This is a genomic window from Streptomyces boninensis (genome assembly GCF_048572725.1).
GTDB lineage: Bacteria > Actinomycetota > Actinomycetes > Streptomycetales > Streptomycetaceae > Streptomyces > Streptomyces boninensis.
This window is the reverse complement of sequence record NZ_CP183837.1, coordinates 3,908,729-3,929,869: the sequence shown is the minus strand read 5'-3', so window position 1 is coordinate 3,929,869 and position 21,141 is coordinate 3,908,729. Positions and strand designations below refer to the sequence as shown.

Annotated in this window: 14 protein-coding genes; 10 read left to right on the top strand and 4 right to left on the bottom strand. The window is 71.7% G+C overall.

Going from position 1 to position 21,141, the window contains the following annotated elements; translation table 11 throughout:
- Positions 1-137: 137 nt before the first annotated feature.
- The 3 genes from ACNNMR_RS17770 to ACNNMR_RS17760 all read left to right on the top strand — a co-directional run bounded on the left by ACNNMR_RS17770 (position 138) and on the right by ACNNMR_RS17760 (position 4,940).
- Entirely contained in the window at positions 138-1,136 is a 999-nt protein-coding gene (locus tag ACNNMR_RS17770; RefSeq protein WP_419995596.1) for an HNH endonuclease, read from the top strand.
- Between the two features lie 5 nt (positions 1,137-1,141).
- The gene (locus ACNNMR_RS17765; protein WP_419995595.1) at positions 1,142-3,814 is read left to right on the top strand and encodes an SUKH-4 family immunity protein; all 2,673 of its coding nucleotides are present in this window, start codon (positions 1,142-1,144) and stop codon (positions 3,812-3,814) included.
- A gap of 184 nt (positions 3,815-3,998) precedes the next feature.
- The gene (locus tag ACNNMR_RS17760) at positions 3,999-4,940 is read left to right on the top strand and encodes a hypothetical protein (protein ID WP_419995594.1); all 942 of its coding nucleotides are present in this window, start codon (positions 3,999-4,001) and stop codon (positions 4,938-4,940) included.
- 821 nt (positions 4,941-5,761) lie between these two features.
- Here ACNNMR_RS17760 and ACNNMR_RS17755 read toward each other — a convergent pair.
- Entirely contained in the window at positions 5,762-7,264 is a 1,503-nt protein-coding gene (locus tag ACNNMR_RS17755) for an MDR family MFS transporter (protein WP_420000397.1), read from the bottom strand.
- A 427-nt stretch (positions 7,265-7,691) separates the two neighbouring features.
- On the opposite strand from ACNNMR_RS17755, the gene ACNNMR_RS17750 reads away from it, so the two are divergent.
- Positions 7,692-8,456 (top strand): ABC transporter ATP-binding protein, encoded by a 765-nt coding sequence (locus tag ACNNMR_RS17750; RefSeq protein WP_419995593.1) that lies wholly within the window; start codon positions 7,692-7,694, stop codon positions 8,454-8,456.
- Positions 8,457-8,459: 3 nt separating this feature from the next.
- Entirely contained in the window at positions 8,460-11,039 is a 2,580-nt protein-coding gene (locus tag ACNNMR_RS17745) for an ABC transporter permease (protein WP_419995592.1), read from the top strand.
- A gap of 74 nt (positions 11,040-11,113) precedes the next feature.
- On the opposite strand, the gene ACNNMR_RS17740 is transcribed toward ACNNMR_RS17745, so the two are convergent.
- The 3 genes from ACNNMR_RS17740 to ACNNMR_RS17730 all read right to left on the bottom strand — a co-directional run bounded on the left by ACNNMR_RS17740 (position 11,114) and on the right by ACNNMR_RS17730 (position 16,022).
- Complete coding sequence (locus ACNNMR_RS17740) at positions 11,114-11,665, bottom strand: tellurite resistance TerB family protein (protein ID WP_419995591.1); 552 nt, start codon at positions 11,663-11,665, stop codon at positions 11,114-11,116.
- Positions 11,666-11,771: 106 nt separating this feature from the next.
- A complete protein-coding gene (gene mfd / locus ACNNMR_RS17735; protein ID WP_419995590.1) occupies positions 11,772-15,305 on the bottom strand; it encodes a transcription-repair coupling factor in 3,534 nt (1,177 codons plus the stop codon).
- A gap of 147 nt (positions 15,306-15,452) precedes the next feature.
- Positions 15,453-16,022 (bottom strand): TetR/AcrR family transcriptional regulator, encoded by a 570-nt coding sequence (locus ACNNMR_RS17730; RefSeq protein ID WP_419995589.1) that lies wholly within the window; start codon positions 16,020-16,022, stop codon positions 15,453-15,455.
- Positions 16,023-16,149: 127 nt separating this feature from the next.
- Between ACNNMR_RS17730 and ACNNMR_RS17725 the strand changes: the two genes are divergently transcribed.
- The 5 genes from ACNNMR_RS17725 (at position 16,150) to ACNNMR_RS17705 (ending at position 21,126) form a co-directional block, all read left to right on the top strand.
- On the top strand, positions 16,150-17,022 hold the full coding sequence (locus ACNNMR_RS17725) for an SCO6745 family protein (RefSeq protein WP_419995588.1): 873 nt from the start codon (positions 16,150-16,152) through the stop codon (positions 17,020-17,022).
- An 81-nt stretch (positions 17,023-17,103) separates the two neighbouring features.
- The gene (locus ACNNMR_RS17720) at positions 17,104-17,853 is read left to right on the top strand and encodes an N-acetyltransferase (RefSeq protein ID WP_419995587.1); all 750 of its coding nucleotides are present in this window, start codon (positions 17,104-17,106) and stop codon (positions 17,851-17,853) included.
- 157 nt (positions 17,854-18,010) lie between these two features.
- Positions 18,011-19,522: a family 43 glycosylhydrolase gene (locus ACNNMR_RS17715; protein ID WP_419995586.1), complete on the top strand. Its 1,512-nt coding sequence runs from the start codon at positions 18,011-18,013 to the stop codon at positions 19,520-19,522.
- A gap of 91 nt (positions 19,523-19,613) precedes the next feature.
- A complete protein-coding gene (locus ACNNMR_RS17710; RefSeq protein ID WP_419995585.1) occupies positions 19,614-20,369 on the top strand; it encodes an HNH endonuclease family protein in 756 nt (251 codons plus the stop codon).
- A gap of 91 nt (positions 20,370-20,460) precedes the next feature.
- Positions 20,461-21,126, top strand: coding sequence for a SurA N-terminal domain-containing protein (locus ACNNMR_RS17705; protein WP_419995584.1), 666 nt, complete (start codon positions 20,461-20,463; stop codon positions 21,124-21,126).
- Positions 21,127-21,141 lie beyond the last annotated feature (15 nt).

The window sequence follows — 21,141 nt, the reverse complement described above, 5'->3', positions numbered from 1 at the left end:
CACATTGTGGAAAGTCACAGCCCCGACAAGCGTGAGAAGACGGGCAAGCCCGTCATAGCGCTGACCAGGGCGGGACTGCCGACGGCCACACCCCATAGGCTGTGCTTGAGCAACACGGATGTCAGGGGGCAAACGCGATGAGGACTGGCCAGGATGGCCGGCGAGCGAGCGGAGCGACTGCCGCCGCGCCACCCAACAGCGCCTATGCCGGGCAGGTCGTGACCTTCCCGGATCCGGTACGGGCGAGCCGCTACCCGCAGGGCGTGCGGGTGGACCCCGACGGCTTCCCGGACTTCTCGCCGTACGCCCGCGCCGCCGCCGAGATCGCCGAGCCGCCGACCGGGTTCGGGATCGACGAGCTGCGGCTGACCGATTACGTATCGGCCAATGCGGCGCTGGCGGCCAAGGGCGACGAGCTGTTCGCCGGGCTGCCCCCGGTGGCGACGCCGCATGGCTGGACCTGGCATCACGTGGCCCGCTCGCGCCGCATGGAGCTGATCCCCGTCGAGGTGAAGGCGCTGCTGCGCCACCACGGCGGCCTGGCGACCGCCGCGGTGAACCAGGACAAGCGTGGCACGCGGCCGCTGCAGGAGACCCGGCCGGTGCACTTCGAGCTGCCCGCCGACGGCGTCGCGGTGACCGAGGAGCAGGTGCAGGGCATCGAGGAGACGCTCGGGTACCGGCTGCCGGGCGCTTATCGGTCGTTTTTGAAGGCGGCGGGTGGCTGCGCGCCCAAGGCGCCGGCGCTCGACCCGGAGCTGGGGCTGCTGGTGGACCAGCCGTTCCTCACGGTCAGCAGCGATGCCTCGATGGCCGACATCGTGTACGCCAACAAGTGCCTGCGCGACCACCTGACCAAGGACTTCCTGGGCGTCGCCTTCCTCCAGGGCGGCGTGCTCGCGGTGAAGACCAAGGGGGAGCGGCGCGGCTCGGTGTGGCTGTGCCCGTACGACGATGCACGTGATTACGACGGTGCGTACACGGTCGCGGAGCGCATGGAGCGGCTGCTGCTTTTCTGCGGCGCCGACTTCGACGACTTCCTCGAGCGGCTCGCCGGCGGCCCGCCGGAGCTGGAGACCGTGGCGAACCTGATGGTGGACGGCGGCTTCGCCCGCGCCGTCCCGGTGAAGGGGTGACGACAGTGGTCACTATGGCTCAGGCGCAGGAGCGCGCCGAGAAGTGGGTCAATGGCGGTGTCTCCGCGTACGAGCACCGCGAGGTGAAGGTGCGCGAGTTCGGCCTGGGCTTCGTGGCCTGGGCGGAGGACCGCGCGGACGGCCCGGTCGTGGAGGGCTCGCAGCTGCGGCTGGTGATCGCCCGCGAGTCGGGGGATGTGTCGCTGTGGCCCGGGCTGCCGGTCGCCGAGGTGATCCGGCGGTACGAGGAGGAGTACGGGTCGGGGGCGCCGGCGGCGTCGACGCCGCCTGGTGGCCGGGTTGACCTGGAGGCCACGTCCTTCCTGCTGACGCCGCCGGAGTGGCTGCAGGAGGCGGCGGACAAGATCGGCATTGGGGGGAGCCCATCCGGCGGGGGCGCCGGGGGGCAGTCCGGCGGGGCCGGGGTGCCGGGGCAGGCGGCGCCTTCGGCGCCGGGTGCGCCCGCGGGAGCTTCGGCGCCTGGCGCGCCGGGTGCGCCCGGGGGACCTTCTGCACCTGCTGGGCCTTCGGCGCCGGGTGTGCCCGCGGGGTCTTCGGCGCCGGGTGCTCCCGGCGGACCTTCGGCGCCTGGCGCGCCTGGGGGACATTCCGCGCCTGCGGCGCCTTCGGCGCCCGCCGCGCATTCCGCGCCCGGGGCTCCCGCCGCGCCCTCTTCCGGCGGTGCGCAGTGGAACGACGCCGACTCCACCGACCAGCCCGCCACCGTCTTTGCGCCGCCGCTGAGCGGCTCCGATGACGACGACACCCCGCCTCCGCCGGCGGGCGTGCGTCCTGAGGCTCGTACCGAGCGGATGCAGGGGCCGCCGGATCTGCCGCCCACGCAGCTGGCGCAGCCCGCGGTGCCGGAGCGGCCCTCCGGCCAGTCCACGCCGCCCCCGCCGCCTCCGCCGGGCGTGCCCGGCGCCTCGCGCGGCGGGCAGACGCCTGGGGCGCCCTCCGCACCTGGCGGTCCCGGTGCTCCCGGCGCGCCGGGCGCGCCCGGCGCCCCCGGCTCGCAGGGCGGTCCGCCGCCCGCGCCGCGCGCCGGTGGTGGTGCCGGTGACATCGCCGAGGCCGATACGAGCAAGGCCGAGGCGCCCGTCTCGCGCGGTGGCCGCCGCGGCTCCGGTCCGAGCGTGCCGCCGCCTCCGGGTGCGCCCGGTACGCCTGGTGCGCGTTCCAACCCGTCGGCTCCCTCCGGTCCTTCGCAGGGTCAAGGTGGCGACGACAGCGCGGCTCGCGCTTACATCCCGACGCAGCTGGTGCCGCAGTCGGAGGGGAACCTCCCGATGCCCGGCCAGCAGCCGCCGTCGGGCGGCCCGGGTGCCCCGCCGCCGCCTGCCCCGGGTGGTCCCGGCGCGCCGCCTCCCGGCGGTCCCGGCGCCCCGGCGGGCCCGCCGCCGGGCGGCCCCGGCGCACCTCCGCCGCCGCACGGCGCCGCTCCCGGCGCTCCCGCCGCACCGCCCGCAGGCCCCGGCGCTCCGCCGCCAGGCCCGGGTGGCCCCCCGCCAGGCCCGGGTGGTCCGCCGCCCGGTCCCGGCGGACCCCCGCCCGGCATGGGCGGCCCCGGCATGCCCCCGCCGCCGCATGGCGCAGGCCCCGGCGGCCCGGGAGGTCCGCCGCCCGGCGGCCCCGGCGCACCCCCGCCCCAGGGCGGTGCCGGCTACGGCTACCCGCAGCCTCCCGCAGGCGTGCCCACCGTCGGTCCCGGCTATCTCGCCGTGCTCCGCTACCGGGCCACCGACGGCTCCGAGCAGCAGGTCATGCGCCGCTCGGCGCCCGGCACCCCGCACCCGGAGTGGCAGATCCTGCACGAGCTGCGCGGCATGAACATCCCGCCGCAGCAGGTCCTGGAGCTGCACACCGAGCTGGAGCCGTGCGACCTGCCCGGCGGCTACTGCGCCCGCATGATCAAGGAGACCTGGCCGCAGGCGCGGCTGTCGCACACCGCCGCGTACGGCCGCGACCACGCCTCCCGGCAGCAGGGCATGCAGCACCTGATCGAGCACCAGGGCGAGCTGCACCAGGTCGCCGACGGCCCGGCCCGCCCGCGCCCGCAGCGCGTCCCGCTGCCGGGCCCCGGGCAGGTCCCGCCGGCCCCGCCGGTGCCGCCGCAGGCGATCGCGCAGGAGCTGTCGCAGGCCTTCGGGCCGCAGGGCATCCACCGTTACGACCAGCGCGCCGTCTCCCGCCAGGGCGTGCCCGACGTGGTCGCGCAGAACCTCGTCTGGGCGGGGCTGCCGGTCGACTTCGGCCCGTTCTTCTGGGCGCAGGTGCGGCCGAACCAGCCCGTGCCGACGCTCGCCGAGCTGGCCGCGGAGCAGCGCGTCCAGGCGGCGCCGGACGCCGGCTCGTACCTCGTCATGGGCAATGACTTCGGCCGCCAGCTGTGCGTCCAGTACGGCACCGCGCACATCGTCGCCGTACCGATGGAGGCTGCGCCCGGCGGCGGTTCGCAGCCGCCGCAGTTCGTGAACTCCGGGCTGCCCGAGTTCACCCGCTGCCTCGCGATGCTGGGCCGGATGTGGCGCCTGCGGTTCGGGCTCACCCCCGATCAGGCGGGCCGCTGGACGGTTGATTTCCAGTCCCAGCTGATGGCGCTCGACCCCGCCGCGCTGGAGGGTCCCGACCACTGGTGGTCGGTGCTGCTCGAGCAGATGTGGGATGGCCTGATCTAGGCAAAGAGAAAACCGCAGCGCCCGACAAGCGCGCGAACAAGCGCCCCGCCGATCACCGGCGGGGCGCTTTCGTGCATCATTGACCGGAATAGCTACGGAGTGTCGCTTTATGACCGTTTCGCTCCGATCCTGCAAGATGACCGCCGACAGGTGGATCGCCGTATGAAGGAAAGGGGCTCGCGGGATGAGTGCAGACTCCGTTGTCAGGCCGCCCGGAAGCTTCAGCACCGTCCGGGGCGGCAAGGGCTTCCGCCGCGAGCAGGTCGACGCCGCCGTCCACCGCCTCGCCGACGAACGCGACGCCGCCTGGGAACGCGCGGCCCGCCTCACGGTCCTGGCCAAGGACATGGAGGCCGAGCTCATCGCCGTACGAGCCCAGCTCGACTCCCTCGGCGAGCAGTCCTTCGCGGAACTCGGCGACCGCGCCCAGTTCCTGCTCGCGCTGGCCGAGGAGGAGGCCGTCGACCTGCTGGTGCGCGCGCGGGCCGAGGCCGATCAGGTACGCGGCGAGGCCGAGGGCGCGGCGACGGCCGTACGATCTGCTGCGCAAAGCTACGCCGACGAGCTCACGGCGGAGGCGGAGGCCCGCTACAAGGGCGCCTACGGCGCCAACCAGCAGGAGGCGGAGGAGCTGCTCGCCACGGTCCGCGACGCCGCGGAGGCGGACCGCCGCGAAGCCACGGAGGCCCTGGAGGAGATGCGCCGCCGCACGGCGGGCATGCTCGACGACTCGGGCCAGGAGTGGAAGGCGGCCGAGGCCGAGCTGGCCCTGGAGATGCGCGAACGCGCCGAGCAGATGGACGCCGAGCTGGCCGATCGCGCCGCGTACGCCAAGCGGATGCTGGCGGAGTCGCAGGCTGCTCATGCTGCGGCGGAGGAGGATACGCGTGGTGTGGCTGATGAAGCTGCGGCGCGCTGTGAGCAGATCCTCGCGGAGGCGCGGGTGCGGGCGGAGCGCATCGAGCATGAGGCGGAGCGGGGGCGTCGCGATGCGGATCGGCGGAGGGAGGAGCTGCAGGCGCATATGGAGCATATTCGGAGCAGCTTGACGGCCATTACGGGGCGGCATCCGGATGGGGCGCCGGAGAGTGGGGGGTCGGTGCCGGGGTCGCGGGCGGGGGAGTGAGGGGGGAGAGGCTGAGGGAGTGAGGGGCTAGTTCACAGCCTGTGGATAACTTTGGGTGGTGGGGGCCGTTGCTGTCGGTACGGGCGGCTTGGCATCGGATGGTGACGGCCGCGTCGCCGTCTTGCGGTGTGGCTCGGTGCCGGCTGGTTTGGCTGGCTGCGGAGGAGTGAGGGGCTGGGGGCGGGTTGGTCTGCCGGGTGACGCCTTGGGGGTGGGGGTGCGGGGGCCTGAGGGCTGCCGGTGCCTGGGGGTGCGGGGGGCCTGAGGGCTGGCGGTGCCTGGGGGCTGGCGGGGTTGTGGAGGTGGGGCGCGTCTGGCTGGCAGGGGGCGCGCGAGGGGTGGTCGTGCGCTCTTTTTCATTGGGGTGTGTTGTGGCGCTTGGTACCGAGGTGGTGGCAGCCGCCGGGGGCGGTCGGTTGGCCACACTTGCGGCGGCGCTAAGCCTTGGGATGCCTCGCTGCGCCTCGCCATGCCTTGGTACCAAGCGCCACGACACGGCCCCACGAAAAAGAGCGCACGGGCACCCGGCGCGCGCCCCTCGCAGACCGCCCGCGCCCCCTCCCTCTTCCTCCCTCTTCCTCCCTCTTCCTCCCTCTTCCTCCCTCTTCCTCCCTCTTCCTCCGTCTCTCCTTCTCCCCTCTCCAGAGCCTCTGCCTTCCCCCCCTCCCGCCAAGCCGCCGCCCGGCAGACCAACCCGCCCCCCGCCCCCCACTCCTCCGCAGCCAGCCAAACCAGCCGGCACCGAGCCACACCGCAAGACGGCGACGCGGCCGTCACCATCCGATGCCAAGCCGCCCGTACCCCCTGCCAAGGGCAAGCCCTCAATCCCCGATGACGGGAAACCTCCGCGGAGCCCAAAGCAACGCCACCGCCGCCAACACCGCCGCCCCCGCCGCACCCAAGAAGATGTGATCGACGGCCGCATCGACCGCCCGGCGCACCGGCTCCGTCACCTCCGAGCCCGCCACGTCGTTCAGCCCCGCGCCCGACTCAGACGCAGCCAGCCGCGCACCGATCGTCGCGTTCGCCACCGCCCCGAACAGCGCCGCGCCCACACTCTGGCCGATCTGCCGATTGAAGAGCACCGACGCCGTCGCCGTACCCCGCTCATCCCACCCCACGGTGGACTGGACCCCGATGATCAACGGCAGCTGGAAGATCCCCAGCGCCCACCCCAGCGCGAACATCAGCAGCGCAGGCTGCCACGCCGCCCCCGGATACGGCAGCAGCGGGAAGATCGCCAACACCCCAGCCGCCAGCAGAATGCCGAGCAGCGCCGACTGGCGGAAGCCGATGCGGCCGTACACCTTGCTGGAGAGCGCCGCCGACACCGGCCAGCTCAAAGTCATCACGGAGAGCACGAAGCCGGCCGGGATCGGGTCGAGGCCCAGGACCGTCTGCGCGTACGTCGGCACGAACACCGTCGGCGCCACCATCAGCAGGCCGAGGCAGAACAGCGCCACATTCACCGGCGCGATGGTGCGCCGCCGCCACACCCAGCCGGGGATGATCGGCTCCGCCGCGCGCCGTTCGATCAGCGCAAGCGCGGCGAGACCCGCCACGCTGCCGCCGAAGAGAAGCAGTGAAGGTGCCGAGAGCCACGGCCACGCCACCCCGCCCTGCACCAGCGCCGTGAGCAGCAGGCCGCCGGAGGCGAAGACCGCGAGTGCGCCGGGCCAGTCGATACGGGGCCGGCCCACGCGCTCGCGGCGCGCCTCGCGGAAGTAGCGGCCGATGAGCCACAGGGCGAGCAGGCCGAAGGGGAGGTTGACGAGGAAGATCCAGCGCCAGTCCGCGTAGCCGGCGAGGAGGCCGCCGAGGGCCGGTCCTGCGACGGCGGAGGTCGCCCAGACCGAGGACATCGCGGCCTGGATCTTCGGGCGCTGCTTCAGGGGGTAGAGGTCGGCGGCGATCGTCTGCACCGTGCCCTGGATCGCGCCGCCGCCGAGGCCCTGGAGGATGCGGAAGGCGATGAGTGCGGCCATGTTCCAGGCGGCGGCGCTGAGGAGCGAGCCGGCGAGGAAGACCGTAATGCCGGATATGAGCACGGGTTTGCGGCCGAAGGTGTCGGCGAGCTTGCCGTACACGGGGAGGGTGACGGTGACGGCCAGCATGTAGCCGGAGAAGATCCAGGAGAAGAAGGAGAACCCGCCGAGGTCGGCGACGATCTGCGGGATGGCTGTCGCCACGATGGTGCCCTCCAGGGCGGCGAGCGCCATGGTGAGCATGAGAGCGGCTACCACGCGCCTGCGGCGGGCCGGTGGCGTTTCGCCTGCGGTGTCGCTCGGTGCCGGTTGATCGCGCCTCGCGGCGCTTGCCCTCAAGCGCCGGGCGGGCTTGATATGGGCGTCGCCCTCCGACCGCTTGCTCACGGCACCCCATCCTCTTCCTTAGTTTCCCTGTGCATCTTTCCATCGCGTACGGACTGAGGGGAACCGCCCCGGTCGCCGCCCCCAACCCTGATGCCCGCCGGGCGCGGAGGGGCGTCGCCCCTAGGGGAGCCCCAACAACCCGGACCCGGGCCCGCTCCCCCTCGCGGCCGACGAGTGCCGCCCACCGCCGTTCATAGCCTGGTCAAGGCTCATCGAGGGGGCGGGCCGTACGGCCAAGGGTGGGGTTAGCCCCAGGTCAAGTCGGCGCCCAGCCCCAGCGATTTGCGGGCCGCGGGTCAGCAGACTCAAGGGCGTAAGGCCAGCCCGTAGACGACACCCGTAGACGACACATGACGGACCACACGACAGGAGACAGACTGTGACCACGGCTGTAGCGACGCGCACGGCCGTCGCAGCTCAAGCGCGGCAGGTGACCAAGGCGTACGGGTCGGGGGAGACGCGGGTGGTCGCGCTCGACAATGTCGATGTGGACATCGCCCGCGGGCAGTTCACGGCGATCATGGGGCCGTCCGGCTCCGGCAAGTCGACCCTCATGCACTGCCTCGCGGGGCTCGACACGGTGACCGGGGGCCGGATCTGGATCGACCAGACCGAGGTCACCGGGCTCAAGGACAAGAAGCTCACCCAGCTGCGCCGCGACCGGATCGGCTTCATCTTCCAGGCCTTCAACCTGCTCCCGACGCTGAACGCGATCGAGAACATCACGCTGCCGATGGACATCGCCGGGCGCAAGCCCGACCGGCAGTGGCTGCAGCGCGTCGTGGAGACGGTCGGCCTCGCGGAGCGGCTGAAGCACCGCCCGTCGCAGCTGTCCGGCGGCCAGCAGCAGCGCGTCGCCGTGGCCCGCGCGCTCGCCGCGCAGCCGGAGATCATCTTCGGCGACGAGCCGACCGGCAACCTCGACTCGCGGGCCGGCGCCGAGGTGCTCGGCTTCCTGCGGCGCTCGGTGGACGAGCTCGGGCAGACGATCGTGATGGTGACGCATGACCCGGTCGCCGCCTCGTACGCGGACCGCGTGCTCTATCTCGCCGACGGCCGGATCGTCGACGAGATGCGCAACCCCACCGCCGAGCAGGTCCTCGACCGGATGAAGTCCTTCGACGCGCGTGGGCGGGTGGCCTGAGCCATGACCGTCTTCAGGACTTCGATGCGCAACTTCTTTGCGCACAAAGGGCGGATGGCGCTGTCCGCCATCGCGGTCATGCTGTCGGTGGCGTTCGTGTGCGGCACGCTCGTCTTCTCCGACACCGCCACCTCCACCTTCGACCGGCTCTTCAACTCCACCTCCGCCGACGTGCAGGTCTCCGCGGCGGGCAACAACGCCACGGAGCAGGCCGAGGGCGACAAGCCGCAGCGGACGCTGCCGGCCGCTGACCTGCAGAAGGTCGCCAAGACCAAGGGCGTGAAGTCGGTCGAGGGCGACGTCTACGACACCAGCGTGACCGTCGCCAACAGCGACAACGACAACCTCGGCTCCACCACCGGCGCCCCCACCATCGCCACCAACTGGGACCGCGCGGAGCGGAAGTCGGTCGCCATCGCCTCCGGCAATGCCCCGCGCGGCCCCGACCAGGTGATGATCGACAAGGACGCCGCCGACAAGCACGACGTGAAGCTCGGCGACACTATCCGTACGATCGCGGGCCCCGGCTCCTTCACGGCGAAGGTCGTCGGCATCACGGAGTTCAAGGCCACCAACCCGGGCGCCACGGTCGTCTACTTCGACACCGCCACCGCCCAGGCCAAGCTGCTCGGCAAGACCGACGCCTACTCGGCCCTGATGGTCACCGCGGAGTCCGGCTTCACCAATGAGCTGCTGAAGAAGAACGTCGCCGCGGATCTGGGCAACTCCGCCGCGTACAAGGTGCAGACGAAGGCGCAGGTCGTCGAGGAGAACAAGAGCGATGTCGGCGGCTTCCTCGACGTCATGAAGTACGCGATGCTCGGCTTCGCCGGAATCGCCGTCCTCGTCGGCATCTTCCTCATCGTCAACACCTTCTCGATGCTGGTCGCCCAGCGCACCCGCGAGATCGGCCTGCTGCGCGCCCTCGGCTCCAGCAGGAAGCAGGTCAACAGGTCCGTGCTCACCGAGGCGCTGCTGCTCGGCGTCACCGGTTCGGTCCTGGGTGTCGGCGCCGGCGTCGGCATCGCCGTCGGCCTGATGAAGATGATGACCTCGATGGGCATGAACATCTCCACCGACGACCTCACCATCAAGGCCACCACCCCGGCGATCGGCATCGTCCTCGGCGTCGTCGTCACGGTCATCGCCGCGTACCTGCCGGCCCGCCGGGCGGGCAAGGTCTCCCCGATGGCGGCGCTGCGCGACGCCGGCACCCCCGGCGACCGCAAGGCCGGCGCGGTCCGTACGGTCCTCGGGCTGCTGCTGGTCGGGGGCGGCGCGGCCGGTCTCTGGCAGGCGTCGCAGGCGGACAAGGCGGCCGACGGGTCGATGTTCCTGGCCGGGGGTGTGCTGCTGAGCCTGCTCGGCTTCATCGTCTTCGGTCCGGTGCTCGCGGGTGTGGTGGTACGGATCATCAGCGCGGGCGTGCTGCGGATCTTCGGCCCGGTGGGGCGGATGGCGGAGCGCAACGCGCTGCGCAACCCGCGGCGTACCGGCGCCACCGCCTCGGCCTTGATGATCGGCCTGGCGCTGGTGGCCTGCCTTTCGGTGGTCGGCTCCTCGATGGTGGCCTCGGCCACGGATGAGCTGGACAAGTCGGTGGGGGCGGACTTCATCCTCGAGTCGAGCACGGGGAAGGCGATTCACCCGGAGGCCGCGCAGGCCATGAAGAACGCGCCGAACCTGGCGCATGTGACCGAGGTCAAGTTCCTGGAAGCCGATCTGAAGCTCCCCGACGGCAAGACGGCGGAGACCGACATCTCGGCGGCCTCCCCGAGCTACCGCGAGGACCTGCGGGTCGAGACGGTGGCGGGCGAGCTGAAGGACGCGTACGCCAAGAACTCCATGTCGGTGGACCAGGAGTTCGCGAAGAAGCACCACCTGAAGGTCGGGGACAAAATCCAGGTGGCCTTCCAGGACGGCCGGGCGGGCACGCTGCGGCTGGCGGCGATCACGTCGTCCGACGTGTCGTTCGACAAGGGCGCGATGTACACCTCGATCGCCACGGCCGAGCGCTATCTGCCGGCGGCGGAGCTGCGCACCAGCGAGATCATGTTCGCCGAGGCCGAGCCGGGGAAGGCGGACGCGGCGTACGCGCAGCTGAAGAAGGACCTGAAGCCGTACCCGCAGTTCGAGATCCGCGACCAGTCCGACTTCAAGCAGAACCTCAAGGACCAGGTCGGCCAGATGCTCAACCTGGTCAACGGGCTGCTGGCGCTCGCGATCATCGTGGCGATCCTGGGCGTCGTGAACACCCTGGCGCTGTCGGTGGTGGAGCGGACGCGGGAGATCGGCCTGATGCGGGCGATCGGCCTGTCGCGGCGGCAGCTGCGGCGGATGATCCGGCTGGAGTCGGTGGTCATCGCGATCTTCGGCGCGGTGCTGGGCGTGGGCCTGGGCATGGCGTGGGGCGCGACGGCGCAGCAGCTGCTGGCCCTGGAGGGGCTTAAGGTCCTGGACATCCCGTGGCCCACGATCGCCTGGGTCTTCGCGGGCTCGGCCCTGGTCGGCATCCTGGCCGCCCTGTTCCCGGCCTTCCGGGCGGGCCGGATGAATGTCCTGAACGCGATCGCGACGGAGTAGCGGCCGAGCGATCGCATGGAGCGGCCCGGCACGAATCCCTCGGGGGGCGTGCCGGGCCGTTCGCTGTGCAGTTCCTAGAGCCCGAACTCCTGCGGGTTCACATTGAGCGCCGCGCACGCCTCGCGCAGCACCTGCTCCTCGGCCGGGGCGATGTAGCCGTCCGCGCCGGCGACCACGAAGCCGGTCTGGACGACCGCCTTGGCCTCGGTCGGCTTCTTCGCCGCCTTGGCGATCTCCTGCATGACCTCGGTCTTGCCCTGCATGAAATTGGCCGAGAGCTGATCGGCGTGCTTGTTGAAGCGCGTCCGCAGCTGCTCCGGCGGGAAATTCTTCAGCACGTCGTTCTGCAGGATCAGCGACTCGACGTGCTGCCGCTCGGCCGGGTCGACCGTGCCGTCGGCGGCCGCGACCAGGGCGCACATCGCCATGCTGGCGTCCCGGTAGGCGCCGCTCTTGAGCTCGGTCTTGAGGGAGCCGAGCTGGTTCTTGAGGACGCCCACGAGCTGGGCCTTCGAGGACCCGCCGCGGGAGGAGGACCCGGAGCCCGGCCGCCCGTGACCCCCGGAGCTCCGACCTCCCTGGACCTGCTTGAGGGCCTGCTCCTTGATCCGGTCGAACATCGCCATCCGTGACACCTCGACTACTTGATCGCTTCGTCGGCGCACACTCCGCACGCCGCTCTTTGCCAACGCATTACCTACCCACGAGGTTCCGGCATGCACGTATCCCTGTCTACGACCCCACCACCGAAGCCAGGAACTCCCCGACCCAGCCCAGCAGCTCCCGCCCCACCACCGGCTTGCCGCCGATGGTCTTCGGCACCGGCCGCGGCACCAGCACCTGCTTCGTACCCGCCTTCACCACCGAGCGCGGATACAGCCGCTTCAGCCGCAGCTCCTGCGACTCGCGCAGCTCCACCGGCGCGAACCGGATGTTGCTGCCCTGCAGCACGATCTCGCCCACGCCGCACGCCCGCGCCAGCATCCGCAGCCCCGCCACCAGCAGCAGGTTCTCCACCGGCTCGGGCAGCGGCCCGTAGCGGTCGGTGAGCTCCTCCCGTACGGCCTTGATGTCCTCCTCCGTCGTCGCGGAGGCGATCGAGCGGTACGCCTGCAGCCGCAGCCGCTCGCCCGGGGCGTAGTCGTGCGGGACATGCGCGTCGACCGGGAGCTCGATCTTGACCTCCGGCGGCGGCTCCTCCTCGACGCCGCCTTCCAGCGAGGCGCGGTAGTCCGCGACCGCCTCGCCGACCATGCGGACGTACAGGTCGAAGCCGACGCCCGCGATGTGGCCCGACTGCTCGCCGCCGAGGAGATTGCCCGCGCCGCGGATCTCGAGGTCCTTCATCGCCACGTACATGCCCGCGCCCATCTCGGTGTGCTGCGCGATGGTCGCGAGCCGCTCGTGCGCGGTCTCCGTCAGCGGCTTCTCCGGCGGGTAGAGGAAGTACGCGTATCCGCGCTCGCGGCCGCGGCCGACCCGGCCGCGCAGCTGATGCAGCTGGGACAGGCCGAAGGTGTCGCCGCGCTCCACGATCAACGTATTCGCATTGGAGATGTCGATGCCCGACTCGACGATCGTCGTCGAAACCAGCACGTCGAAACGCTTCTCCCAGAAGTCGACCACGACCTGCTCCAGCGCCGACTCCGACATCTGCCCGTGCGCCGTGGCGATCCGGGCCTCCGGCACGATCTGCCGCAGCCGGGCCGCCGCGCGGTCGATCGACTCGACGCGGTTGTGGATGTAGAAGACCTGCCCCTCGCGGAGCAGCTCCCGCCGGATCGCGGCGCCAATCTGCTTTTCCTCGTACGGGCCGACGAAGGTCAGCACCGGGTGCCGCTCCTCGGGCGGGGTGGTGATCGTGGACATCTCGCGGATGCCGGTCACCGCCATCTCCAGGGTCCTGGGGATCGGCGTGGCGGACATCGTCAGCACGTCGACATTCGCCCGCAGCTTCTTCAGCTGCTCCTTGTGCTCGACGCCGAAGCGCTGCTCCTCGTCGACGATGACCAGGCCCAGGTCCTTGAACTTCGTCTCGGACGAGAAGAGCCGGTGGGTGCCGATGACGACGTCGACCGACCCCTCCCGCAGGCCCTCCAGGACCGCCTTCGCCTCCTGGTCGGTCTGGAAGCGGGACAGGGCCTTCACCACCACCGGGAACTGCGAGTAGCGCTCGGTGAAGGTGCCCATGTGCTGCTGCACCAGCAGCGTCGTCGGTACGAGCACGGCCACCTGCTTGCCGTCCTGCACCGCCTTGAAGGCGGCCCGTACCGCGATCTCGGTCTTGCCGTAGCCGACGTCGCCGCAGATCAGCCGGTCCATGGGGACGGCCTTCTCCATGTCCTCCTTCACCTCGGTGATGGTGGACATCTGGTCGGGCGTCTCCACGTACGGGAAGGCGTCCTCCAGCTCGCGCTGCCAGGGCGTGTCCGCGCCGAAGGTGTGGCCGGGCGCCGCCATGCGCGCCGAATAGAGCTTGATGAGATCGGCGGCGATCTCCTTGACCGCCTTCTTCGCCCGCGCCTTGGTCTTGGCCCAGTCGGAGCCGCCGAGGCGGTGGAGGGTGGGGGCCTCGCCGCCGACGTACTTGGTGATCTGCTCCAGCTGGTCGGTGGGGATGTACAGCCGGTCGCCGGGCTGGCCGCGCTTGGCGGGGGCGTACTCGACCACCAGGTATTCGCGGGTGGCGCCCTGGACTGTGCGCTGCACCATCTCGATGTAGCGGCCGACGCCGTGCTGCTCGTGCACGATGTAGTCGCCGGTCTGGAGGGTGAGCGGATCGATCGTCTTGCGGCGGCGGGACGGCATCCGGGCGCCGTCCTTGCCGGCGGCCTTCTGGCCGGTGAGGTCGGTCTCGGTGAGGACGGCGAGCTTCAGGTCCTCGGCTACGAAGCCGTTGTCGATGGAGGCGCAGGAGACGTGCACCACCGAGGGGGCGATCTCGGCGAGGTCGGCGTCCAGGCGGGCGGCGATGCCCTCGCCGCCGAGGACCTCGACGGTGCGCTCGGCGGGGCCGTGGCCCTCGGTCACGTAGACGACGCGCCAGCCGTCGGCGAGCCACTGCTTGGTGTCGGCGAGGGCGCGGGCGGTGTCGCCGCGGTACATCTCCGGGGCGTGCATGCCGAGCTTGAGGGTGTCGTCTTCCAGGTCGACGTCGTCGGCGGCGAAGGGGGAGACGGACCACCACATCATGCCGAGGTCGGCGGCCCGGTCCCGTACGTCCGCGATGCCCCACAGGGAGGCGGCGTCGACGTCGATCGGGGCCTTGCCGCCGCCGGCGGTGGCGGCCCAGGAGGCCTGCAGGAACTCCTGGCTTGTGGCCACCAGGTCGGCGGCTCGCGTACGCACCCGCTCGGGGTCGCAGACGACCGCCATGGAGCGGACCGGGAGGACGTCGAGGAGCAGCTCCATGTCGTCGACGAGGGCCGGCGCCAGAGACTCCATCCCTTCCACCGCGATGCCCTCGGCGATCTTCCCGAGCAGCTCGCCGAGCTCGGGGTGCTGCTCGGCGAGGGCGGCGGCGCGTTCCCGTACGTCGGCGGTCAGCAGCAGCTCGCGGCAGGGCGGCGCCCACAGCCCGTGCTCGGCGACTTCAAGCGATCGCTGGTCGGCGACCTTGAAGTAACGGATCTCCTCAATGTCGTCGCCCCAGAACTCGATCCGGAGCGGGTGCTCCTCGGTCGGCGGGAAGACATCGAGGATGCCGCCGCGGACGGCGAATTCACCGCGCTTCTCGACCAGCTCGACGCGCTGGTACGCGGCGCCGCCGAGGGCGTCGACGATCTCGCCGAGGTCGGCGGTCTGCCCGGTCTTCAGGCTGACAGGATCCAGGTCACCGAGGCCCTTGACCTGCGGCTGCAGCACGGAGCGTACGGGCGCGACGACCACGGAGACGGGCCCGGCGGTGGGGTCGTCCGCGGCCGGGTGGGCGAGGCGGCGCAGCACGGCGAGGCGGCGGCCGACGGTGTCGGAGCGGGGGGAGAGGCGCTCGTGCGGAAGCGTCTCCCAGGACGGGTATTCGACGACCCCGTCCGGCGGCAGCAGCGACCGCAGCGCGGCGGCCAGATCCTCGGCCTCGCGCCCGGTGGCGGTGACGGCAAGCACGGGCCGCTCGGCCCGCGCGGCCAGCGCGGCAATGGCAAAAGGCCTGGCGGCAGGCGGCCCGACCAGGTCGACATGCATGCGATGACCGTCGGCGGCGGCCTTCACCGCCTCATCGAGGGCGGCATCCTTGACGGCGGCGTCGAGCAGACCGTGGAGGCTCATGGCGGGGCTAATCCATCCCAGGTGACAAATCCGACATCCGCGCCAGGGCAACGCGAACGGCCCGGGGCGGCGACCGACCCGGGGGTGTTCCAGCGTACGACGGCGCGCTGACAGCGGCGGCCGGGACGGAGAAGCGGGGGCGGTCCGTCAGGATTGTTTGCCGCCGAAGGTGGCCTCGGCCAGCCGGCCGAAGTAGTCCACCGCGTCCTGCGCCCCGACCGGATCGGTCAGGCTGCCGCTGAGGAGCAGGGTCGCGAAGCCGTGGGCCAGGGACCAGGCGGCGATGCCGGTCATGCGGGGGTCGGTGGTGTCCGTCTGCGGCAGTGAGGCCACTCCCGCGCGCAGGCGCTCGGCCGTGAGGGCCTGGGCGAGGGTGAGCTCGGGGTTGTCGGGGCGGACCAGGTCCGGGCGGAACATCACCTTGAAATGCGCGGGGTGGTCCGCCGCGAAGCGGACGTAGCGCATGCCCATCTCGCGCAGGTCGCCCGCCGCGCCGAGGTCGGCGGCGAGTAGCTGGTGGCCCTCGACGGCGAGCGCGGTGAGGAGGCCGGCGCGGTCGCCGAAGTGATGCGCCGGGGCGGCGTGGGAGACGCCGGCGCGGCGGGCCAGGTCGCGGAGGCTGAGGGCGTCCGGGCCGCTCTCCGCGATGACTTCCGCGGCGGCTTTCAGGACGGATCGGCGCAGGTCGCCGTGGTGATACGAGGAGCGATTGGCCATGTGTGCCAGCGTACGCGAAATCTAGTCATTGACAAGTTGCATGTCCGGGCGGCAAACTAGTCATCGACAAGATGAGGGTCCGGGTGAGCCGGGTTGAGTTGAGTCGAGTCGAGTTGAGGAGACCGTGATGTCGATCGAACTGGCCAAGGTCCGGCAGCTGTGGCACCTGACCGAGCCGCTGTACGCGGTGTATTACTACGCGCCTGAGGCCTTCGCGGAGGCCGAGGCGCTCGGCTTCAAGTCCGAGCCGAGATGGGTGAGCTACTTCCCGTATCGCGCCGCCCCGCTCGGCCCCGTCGGCCCCGCCGTCGTCTCCGCGGCCTTCTACAGCTTCAATCCGGCAATGGTCGAGCGGTATGTGGCCGACGCCTGGTCCACCGCCACCCCCGCCGAGGTCCTCGCGGCCCGCGAGCGCGCCATCGACCGGACGTACCGGACGGTCTTCGGCGACGAGGCCGTCGAGGGCCCGGAGTTCGCCGAGGCCGCAGGGCTCCTGCGTCGCGCCGCCGAGGCGGCGGATGTCGCCGGGCGGCCGCTGGCGGCGGCCAACCAGGCGCTGCCCTGGCCCGAGCCGGCGCATCTGCAGCTCTGGCAGGCGGCAAACGTGCTGCGCGAGCACCGCGGCGACGGCCACCTGGCCGCCCTGCTCGCCGCGGAGCTGGACGGCGTGGAGGCGCTGGTGTCCTTCGCCGCGATAGGCGCGGCATCGGAGGAGCGCTTCGCCAGCCGCGGCTGGAGCGACGCGCAGTGGTCCGCCGCCCGCGAGCGACTTGTCGCGCGCGGCCTGCTCGACCCCGCGGACGGCACGGCCACGGCGGCCGGACGTGCACTGCGGCAGGAGGTGGAGCGGCGTACGGACGAACTGGCCGCCGCTCCGTGGGAGGCCCTGGGCGCCGGGGAGACAGACCGGCTGGTCGAGCTGCTCGGCACCCCCTGGGTGACGGCGCTCGGGTCCGGACTGCTGCCGCAGGAGACGACGTTGGGGATAGGCAAGGTGTAGGCGGGGCAGCCGGGCGGAGCGGCCGGCGGAGACCGGATGCGCAGGGTGTGGCCACCCGTCCGCGGGCTTACACTCCGCCGCATGGATCTCGACGTCAGCACGCTTGCCGAGCGGCCGGAGCTCGCGCCGGTGATGTGGGGGCTCGACACCACGTGGCCGGAGTTCGTCGTCCAGGACCCCGTGGGCGACTCGCACTTCGGCCGGGTGCCCAAGCACTTCCCGGAGTTCGTGCTCGTCGGCACGAACGCCAGGAGCGGCGCGGTCGTCGCCCGCGCGTTCTCGGTGCCGTTCGCGCTGGACATGGACGGCCGCGGATCGCTCCCCGGGCGCGGCTGGGACCAGGTGCTGATGTGGGCGTTCCGGGATCAGCGCGGCGGCGTACGGCCCGACACGGTCAGCGCGCTGGAGATCGCGATCGCCGCCGGGGCGCAGGGGCGCGGCCTGTCCGGACGGATGCTGGCGGCGATGCGCGACAACGCCGCCCGGCTCGGCTTCCGCGAGGTGGTCGCCCCGGTCCGCCCCAGCGCCAAGCACCGCGAGCCGCGCACACCGATGACCGAATACGCCTACCGGACCCGCGAGGACGGCCTGCCGCACGACCCGTGGCTGCGCGTCCATGCCCGCGCCGGCGCGACGATCGACTCCGTGGCGCCCGTGTCCATGACCGTCTCCGGCACCCTCGCCCAGTGGCGCGAGTGGACCGGCCTCCCCTTCGACAAGCAGGGCGAGGTCGAGGTGAAGGGCGCGCTCACCACGGTCCACTGCGAGCCCGAGCACGGCTACGCGGTCTACGTGGAGCCGAACGTCTGGATGCGGCACGCGATCGGCTGAAACGCCGTCCCGAGACATCCTGAGACAACGCAGGCCCCGTTGTGCAACGTTGGAATCCGCGATAGAACCACGCGAGCAGCACCCCGCAGCAGCACCCGCAGCAGCACCCTCCTGCGTCACCACACCCCACACGGCCCGCACGGAAGGCAGCACGCACGTGAGACTCCTGAACCGTCGGCGCGAACGCCGCCGCTGGCCCGCCCTCGCCACCGGCCTGCTGGTCCTCGCCGCCGGCGTCGGCCTCTACTCCGCCTCGGCCGCACCACAGCCCGACTCCGGGCAACGCCCCGCCGCGGAAGCGAATACGAAGGCGAAGGCCAAGGCGGCCGGCCAGTTCCGCAACCCCGTCAACGCGGGCGCCGACCCCACCGTCGTCCACCACGACGGCAATTACTACGCCGCCACCACCCAGGGCGACGCCATCCGCATGTGGAAGTCGGACAGCGTCTCCACCCTCCTCACCTCCGAGGCGCACGAGGTGTGGAAGGACTCCGACCCCTCGCGCAACACCCAGATCTGGGCCCCGGCGCTGCGCAAGTACGAGGTGGACGGCAAGGAGCACTGGTACCTCTACTACACCGCCAGCGACGGCAACGACTCCGCCCACCGGATGTACGTGCTGGAGTCCGAGGGCACCGACCCGCTCGGCCCGTACCACTTCAAGGGCAAGGTCGCCGACCCCGGCAACGACCGCTGGGCCATCGACGGCGAGCCCTTCACCCTCGGCGGCAAGCTCTACTTCTCGTGGAGCGGCCAGCGCGACGACGGCGTCGGCAACCAGCTCTTCGTCGCCCCGATGAGCAACCCGTGGACGATCAGCGGCGGCCGCATGTACCTCCCGGCCGAGGGCAACTGCCCGGAGGTCCGCGAAGGCCCGACCCCCATCTACAACAAGGACGGCCGGCTCTTCCTCACCTACTCCGCCTGCGACACCGGCAAGCCGGACTACACGATCTGGTCCAAGTCCATCGCCCCCGACGCCAACCCGATGGACGCCGGCGCCTGGGCGCAGGAGCCGGGGCCGATGTTCTCCCGTAACAACGAGGCTGGTGTCTACGGCCCCGGCCACCACTCGTTCTTCAAGTCCCCGGACGGGACCGAGGACTGGATCGCGTACCACGGCAAGAACACCGCCGACTACACGTACAGCTGGCGCACCACCCGGGTGCAGAAGATCGGCTGGACGGCCGACGGCAAGCCGGACCTCGGCCGCCCCGCGGCCCTCGGCACCGCCCTCGACCTCCCGGCCGGCGACCCGGGCCCTGGCACCAAGGCGATCAACGACACCGACGAGGGCACCGGCGACCTGCAGGTCTCCTACACCGGCAACTGGAACTCCGGCTCCCAGTGCGGCGTCCAGTGCTTCCAGGGCAACGACCACTGGAGCCAGGAGAAGGACGCCACCGCCACCTTCCACTTCACCGGTACGCGACTCGCCCTGCTCTCGGTGAAGGACACCGGCAACGGCATCGCCGCCATCTCCGTCGACGGCGGCGAGGAGAAGCGCGTGGACTACTACGGCAAGCCCCGGGTGGGCGAGCAGCCGCAGTGGATCAGCCCGAAGCTGGACCCGGGCAAGCACACCGTAAAGGTGCGCGTGACCGGGGAGAAAAACGCCGACGCGGGCGCGGCCTACGTCAGCATCGACCGGGCGGAGGTAACTCCCTAGTAGGCAGTCGCTAGGCTGAGCGGCGGCGGGGCGCCCCGGCCCCCACACGGGACGCCCCGCCACCTCCGTCATCTCCGACCGGGACACCCGCTTGATACGCCGCCCCGCCGCCGCCCTCCTGCTCCCCGCCGCCGTCACCGCGGCCCTCGTGAGCGGCTGCGACCTGCCGGCCGAGGACGACGCGAAACCAGGCGGCGGCAGCACCGCCGGCTCCGCCACCGCAACAGCCGAGCCCACCGCCGCCCCCGGCTCCGCCCTGGCCACCGCCGAGGACCTGCCCGTCAAGGGCCGCGCCCCGAAGACCGGTTACGACCGCGACCGCTTCGGCTCGCCCTGGGCAGACACCGACTCCAACGGCTGCCCCACCCGCGACGACATACTCCGCCGCGACCTCACCGGCACCGCCACCCGCGACGACTGCGACGTGCTGACCGGCACCCTCCCCAAGGACCCGTACTCGGGAAAGCGCATCGCCTTCGAGCGCGGCGGCCCCAGCGAGATCGACGTCGACCACGTCATCGCCCTCTCCGACGCCTGGCAGAAGGGCGCGGGCAGCTGGCCCGCCGCCAAGCGCATCGCCTTCGCCAACGACCCCCTGAACCTCCTCGCCGTAGGCGCCTCCCCCAACCGCTCCAAGGGCGACGGCGACGCCGCGACTTGGCTGCCGCCGAAAGCATTCCGCTGTACGTATGCCGCGCGGCAGGTGGCGGTGAAGAAGAAGTACGAGCTGTGGGCGACCAAAGCCGAGAAGCAGGCCCTCACCCGCGTCCTGGCCACCTGCCCGGACGAGCGCCTTCCGGGTGGCGGTAATCCGACCAAGGCGCCAGCGCGCTTCTCTGCTGACTGAAGCTCGTTGTGAAAGTAAGTACAAGCTAGTGGTGGGCGCCACACGGGATGCATAAGATCCGTTACGTCGCCCGTTGAAGCTGGAGGCCGGAATGCGCAAGGCACGACCCTTCCTCAAGCCCCGCTACGCGCTCGCCGCCACTGCGGGCCTGCTCGCGGTGCCGCTGCTGGCAGCCTGCGGCGGCGAGGAGCATCCGGGCGCCGCGGCCGTGCTGCAGAACGACCGGATCACCATGTCCCAGCTGCAGGCGCACGTGGGCGCCGTCCGCGACGCCCAGCGGGCGCAGCCGCAGGCCGACGAGATCATCAAGCAGACCGGCCAGCTTAACCGCTCCGCCCTCAACAGCATGATCTTCGACCGGGTCGCCGCAAAGGCCGCGTCCAACGCCGGCGTCAAGGTCTCCAACGGCGAGCTGCAGAGCTTCCACGACCGCATGGTGCAGCAGGCAGGCGGCCAGAAGGCCTTCGAGACCGGCCTCGTGCAGCAGTACGGGGTAGCGCCCGGCAAGCAGACCGACGACTTCATCCGCATCCAGGTCCTCGGCGACAAGCTCACCCGCGCGCTCGGCGTCCGCCCCGGCACCCCCGAGGCGCAGCCGAAGCTGATGGCCGCGCTGGCCGAGGCGTCGAAGCAGCTCAAGATCGACGTGAACCCGCGGTACGGATCGTGGAACGACACGAAGGTGCAGCTCGACGGCACCAAGCTGTCCTGGGTGAAGCAGGTCACCGGCGGCGGTAAGGGCACGGCGCAGTCGTAGCACCGGGTCGGCTAG

What these genes read in the sequence shown, in the direction of transcription:
- ACNNMR_RS17745 (WP_419995592.1), top strand. Translation starts at nt 8,460, where the DNA reads ATGACCGTCTTCAGGACTTCGATGCGCAACTTCTTTGCGCACAAAGGG.
- ACNNMR_RS17725 (WP_419995588.1), top strand. Translation starts at nt 16,150, where the DNA reads ATGTCGATCGAACTGGCCAAGGTCCGGCAGCTGTGGCACCTGACCGAG.
- ACNNMR_RS17770 (WP_419995596.1), top strand. Translation starts at nt 138, where the DNA reads ATGAGGACTGGCCAGGATGGCCGGCGAGCGAGCGGAGCGACTGCCGCC.
- ACNNMR_RS17760 (WP_419995594.1), top strand. Translation starts at nt 3,999, where the DNA reads ATGAGTGCAGACTCCGTTGTCAGGCCGCCCGGAAGCTTCAGCACCGTC.
- ACNNMR_RS17740 (WP_419995591.1), bottom strand. Translation starts at nt 11,665, where the DNA reads ATGGCGATGTTCGACCGGATCAAGGAGCAGGCCCTCAAGCAGGTCCAG.
- mfd (WP_419995590.1), bottom strand. Translation starts at nt 15,305, where the DNA reads ATGAGCCTCCACGGTCTGCTCGACGCCGCCGTCAAGGATGCCGCCCTC.
- ACNNMR_RS17705 (WP_419995584.1), top strand. Translation starts at nt 20,461, where the DNA reads ATGCGCAAGGCACGACCCTTCCTCAAGCCCCGCTACGCGCTCGCCGCC.
- ACNNMR_RS17720 (WP_419995587.1), top strand. Translation starts at nt 17,104, where the DNA reads ATGGATCTCGACGTCAGCACGCTTGCCGAGCGGCCGGAGCTCGCGCCG.
- ACNNMR_RS17730 (WP_419995589.1), bottom strand. Translation starts at nt 16,022, where the DNA reads ATGGCCAATCGCTCCTCGTATCACCACGGCGACCTGCGCCGATCCGTC.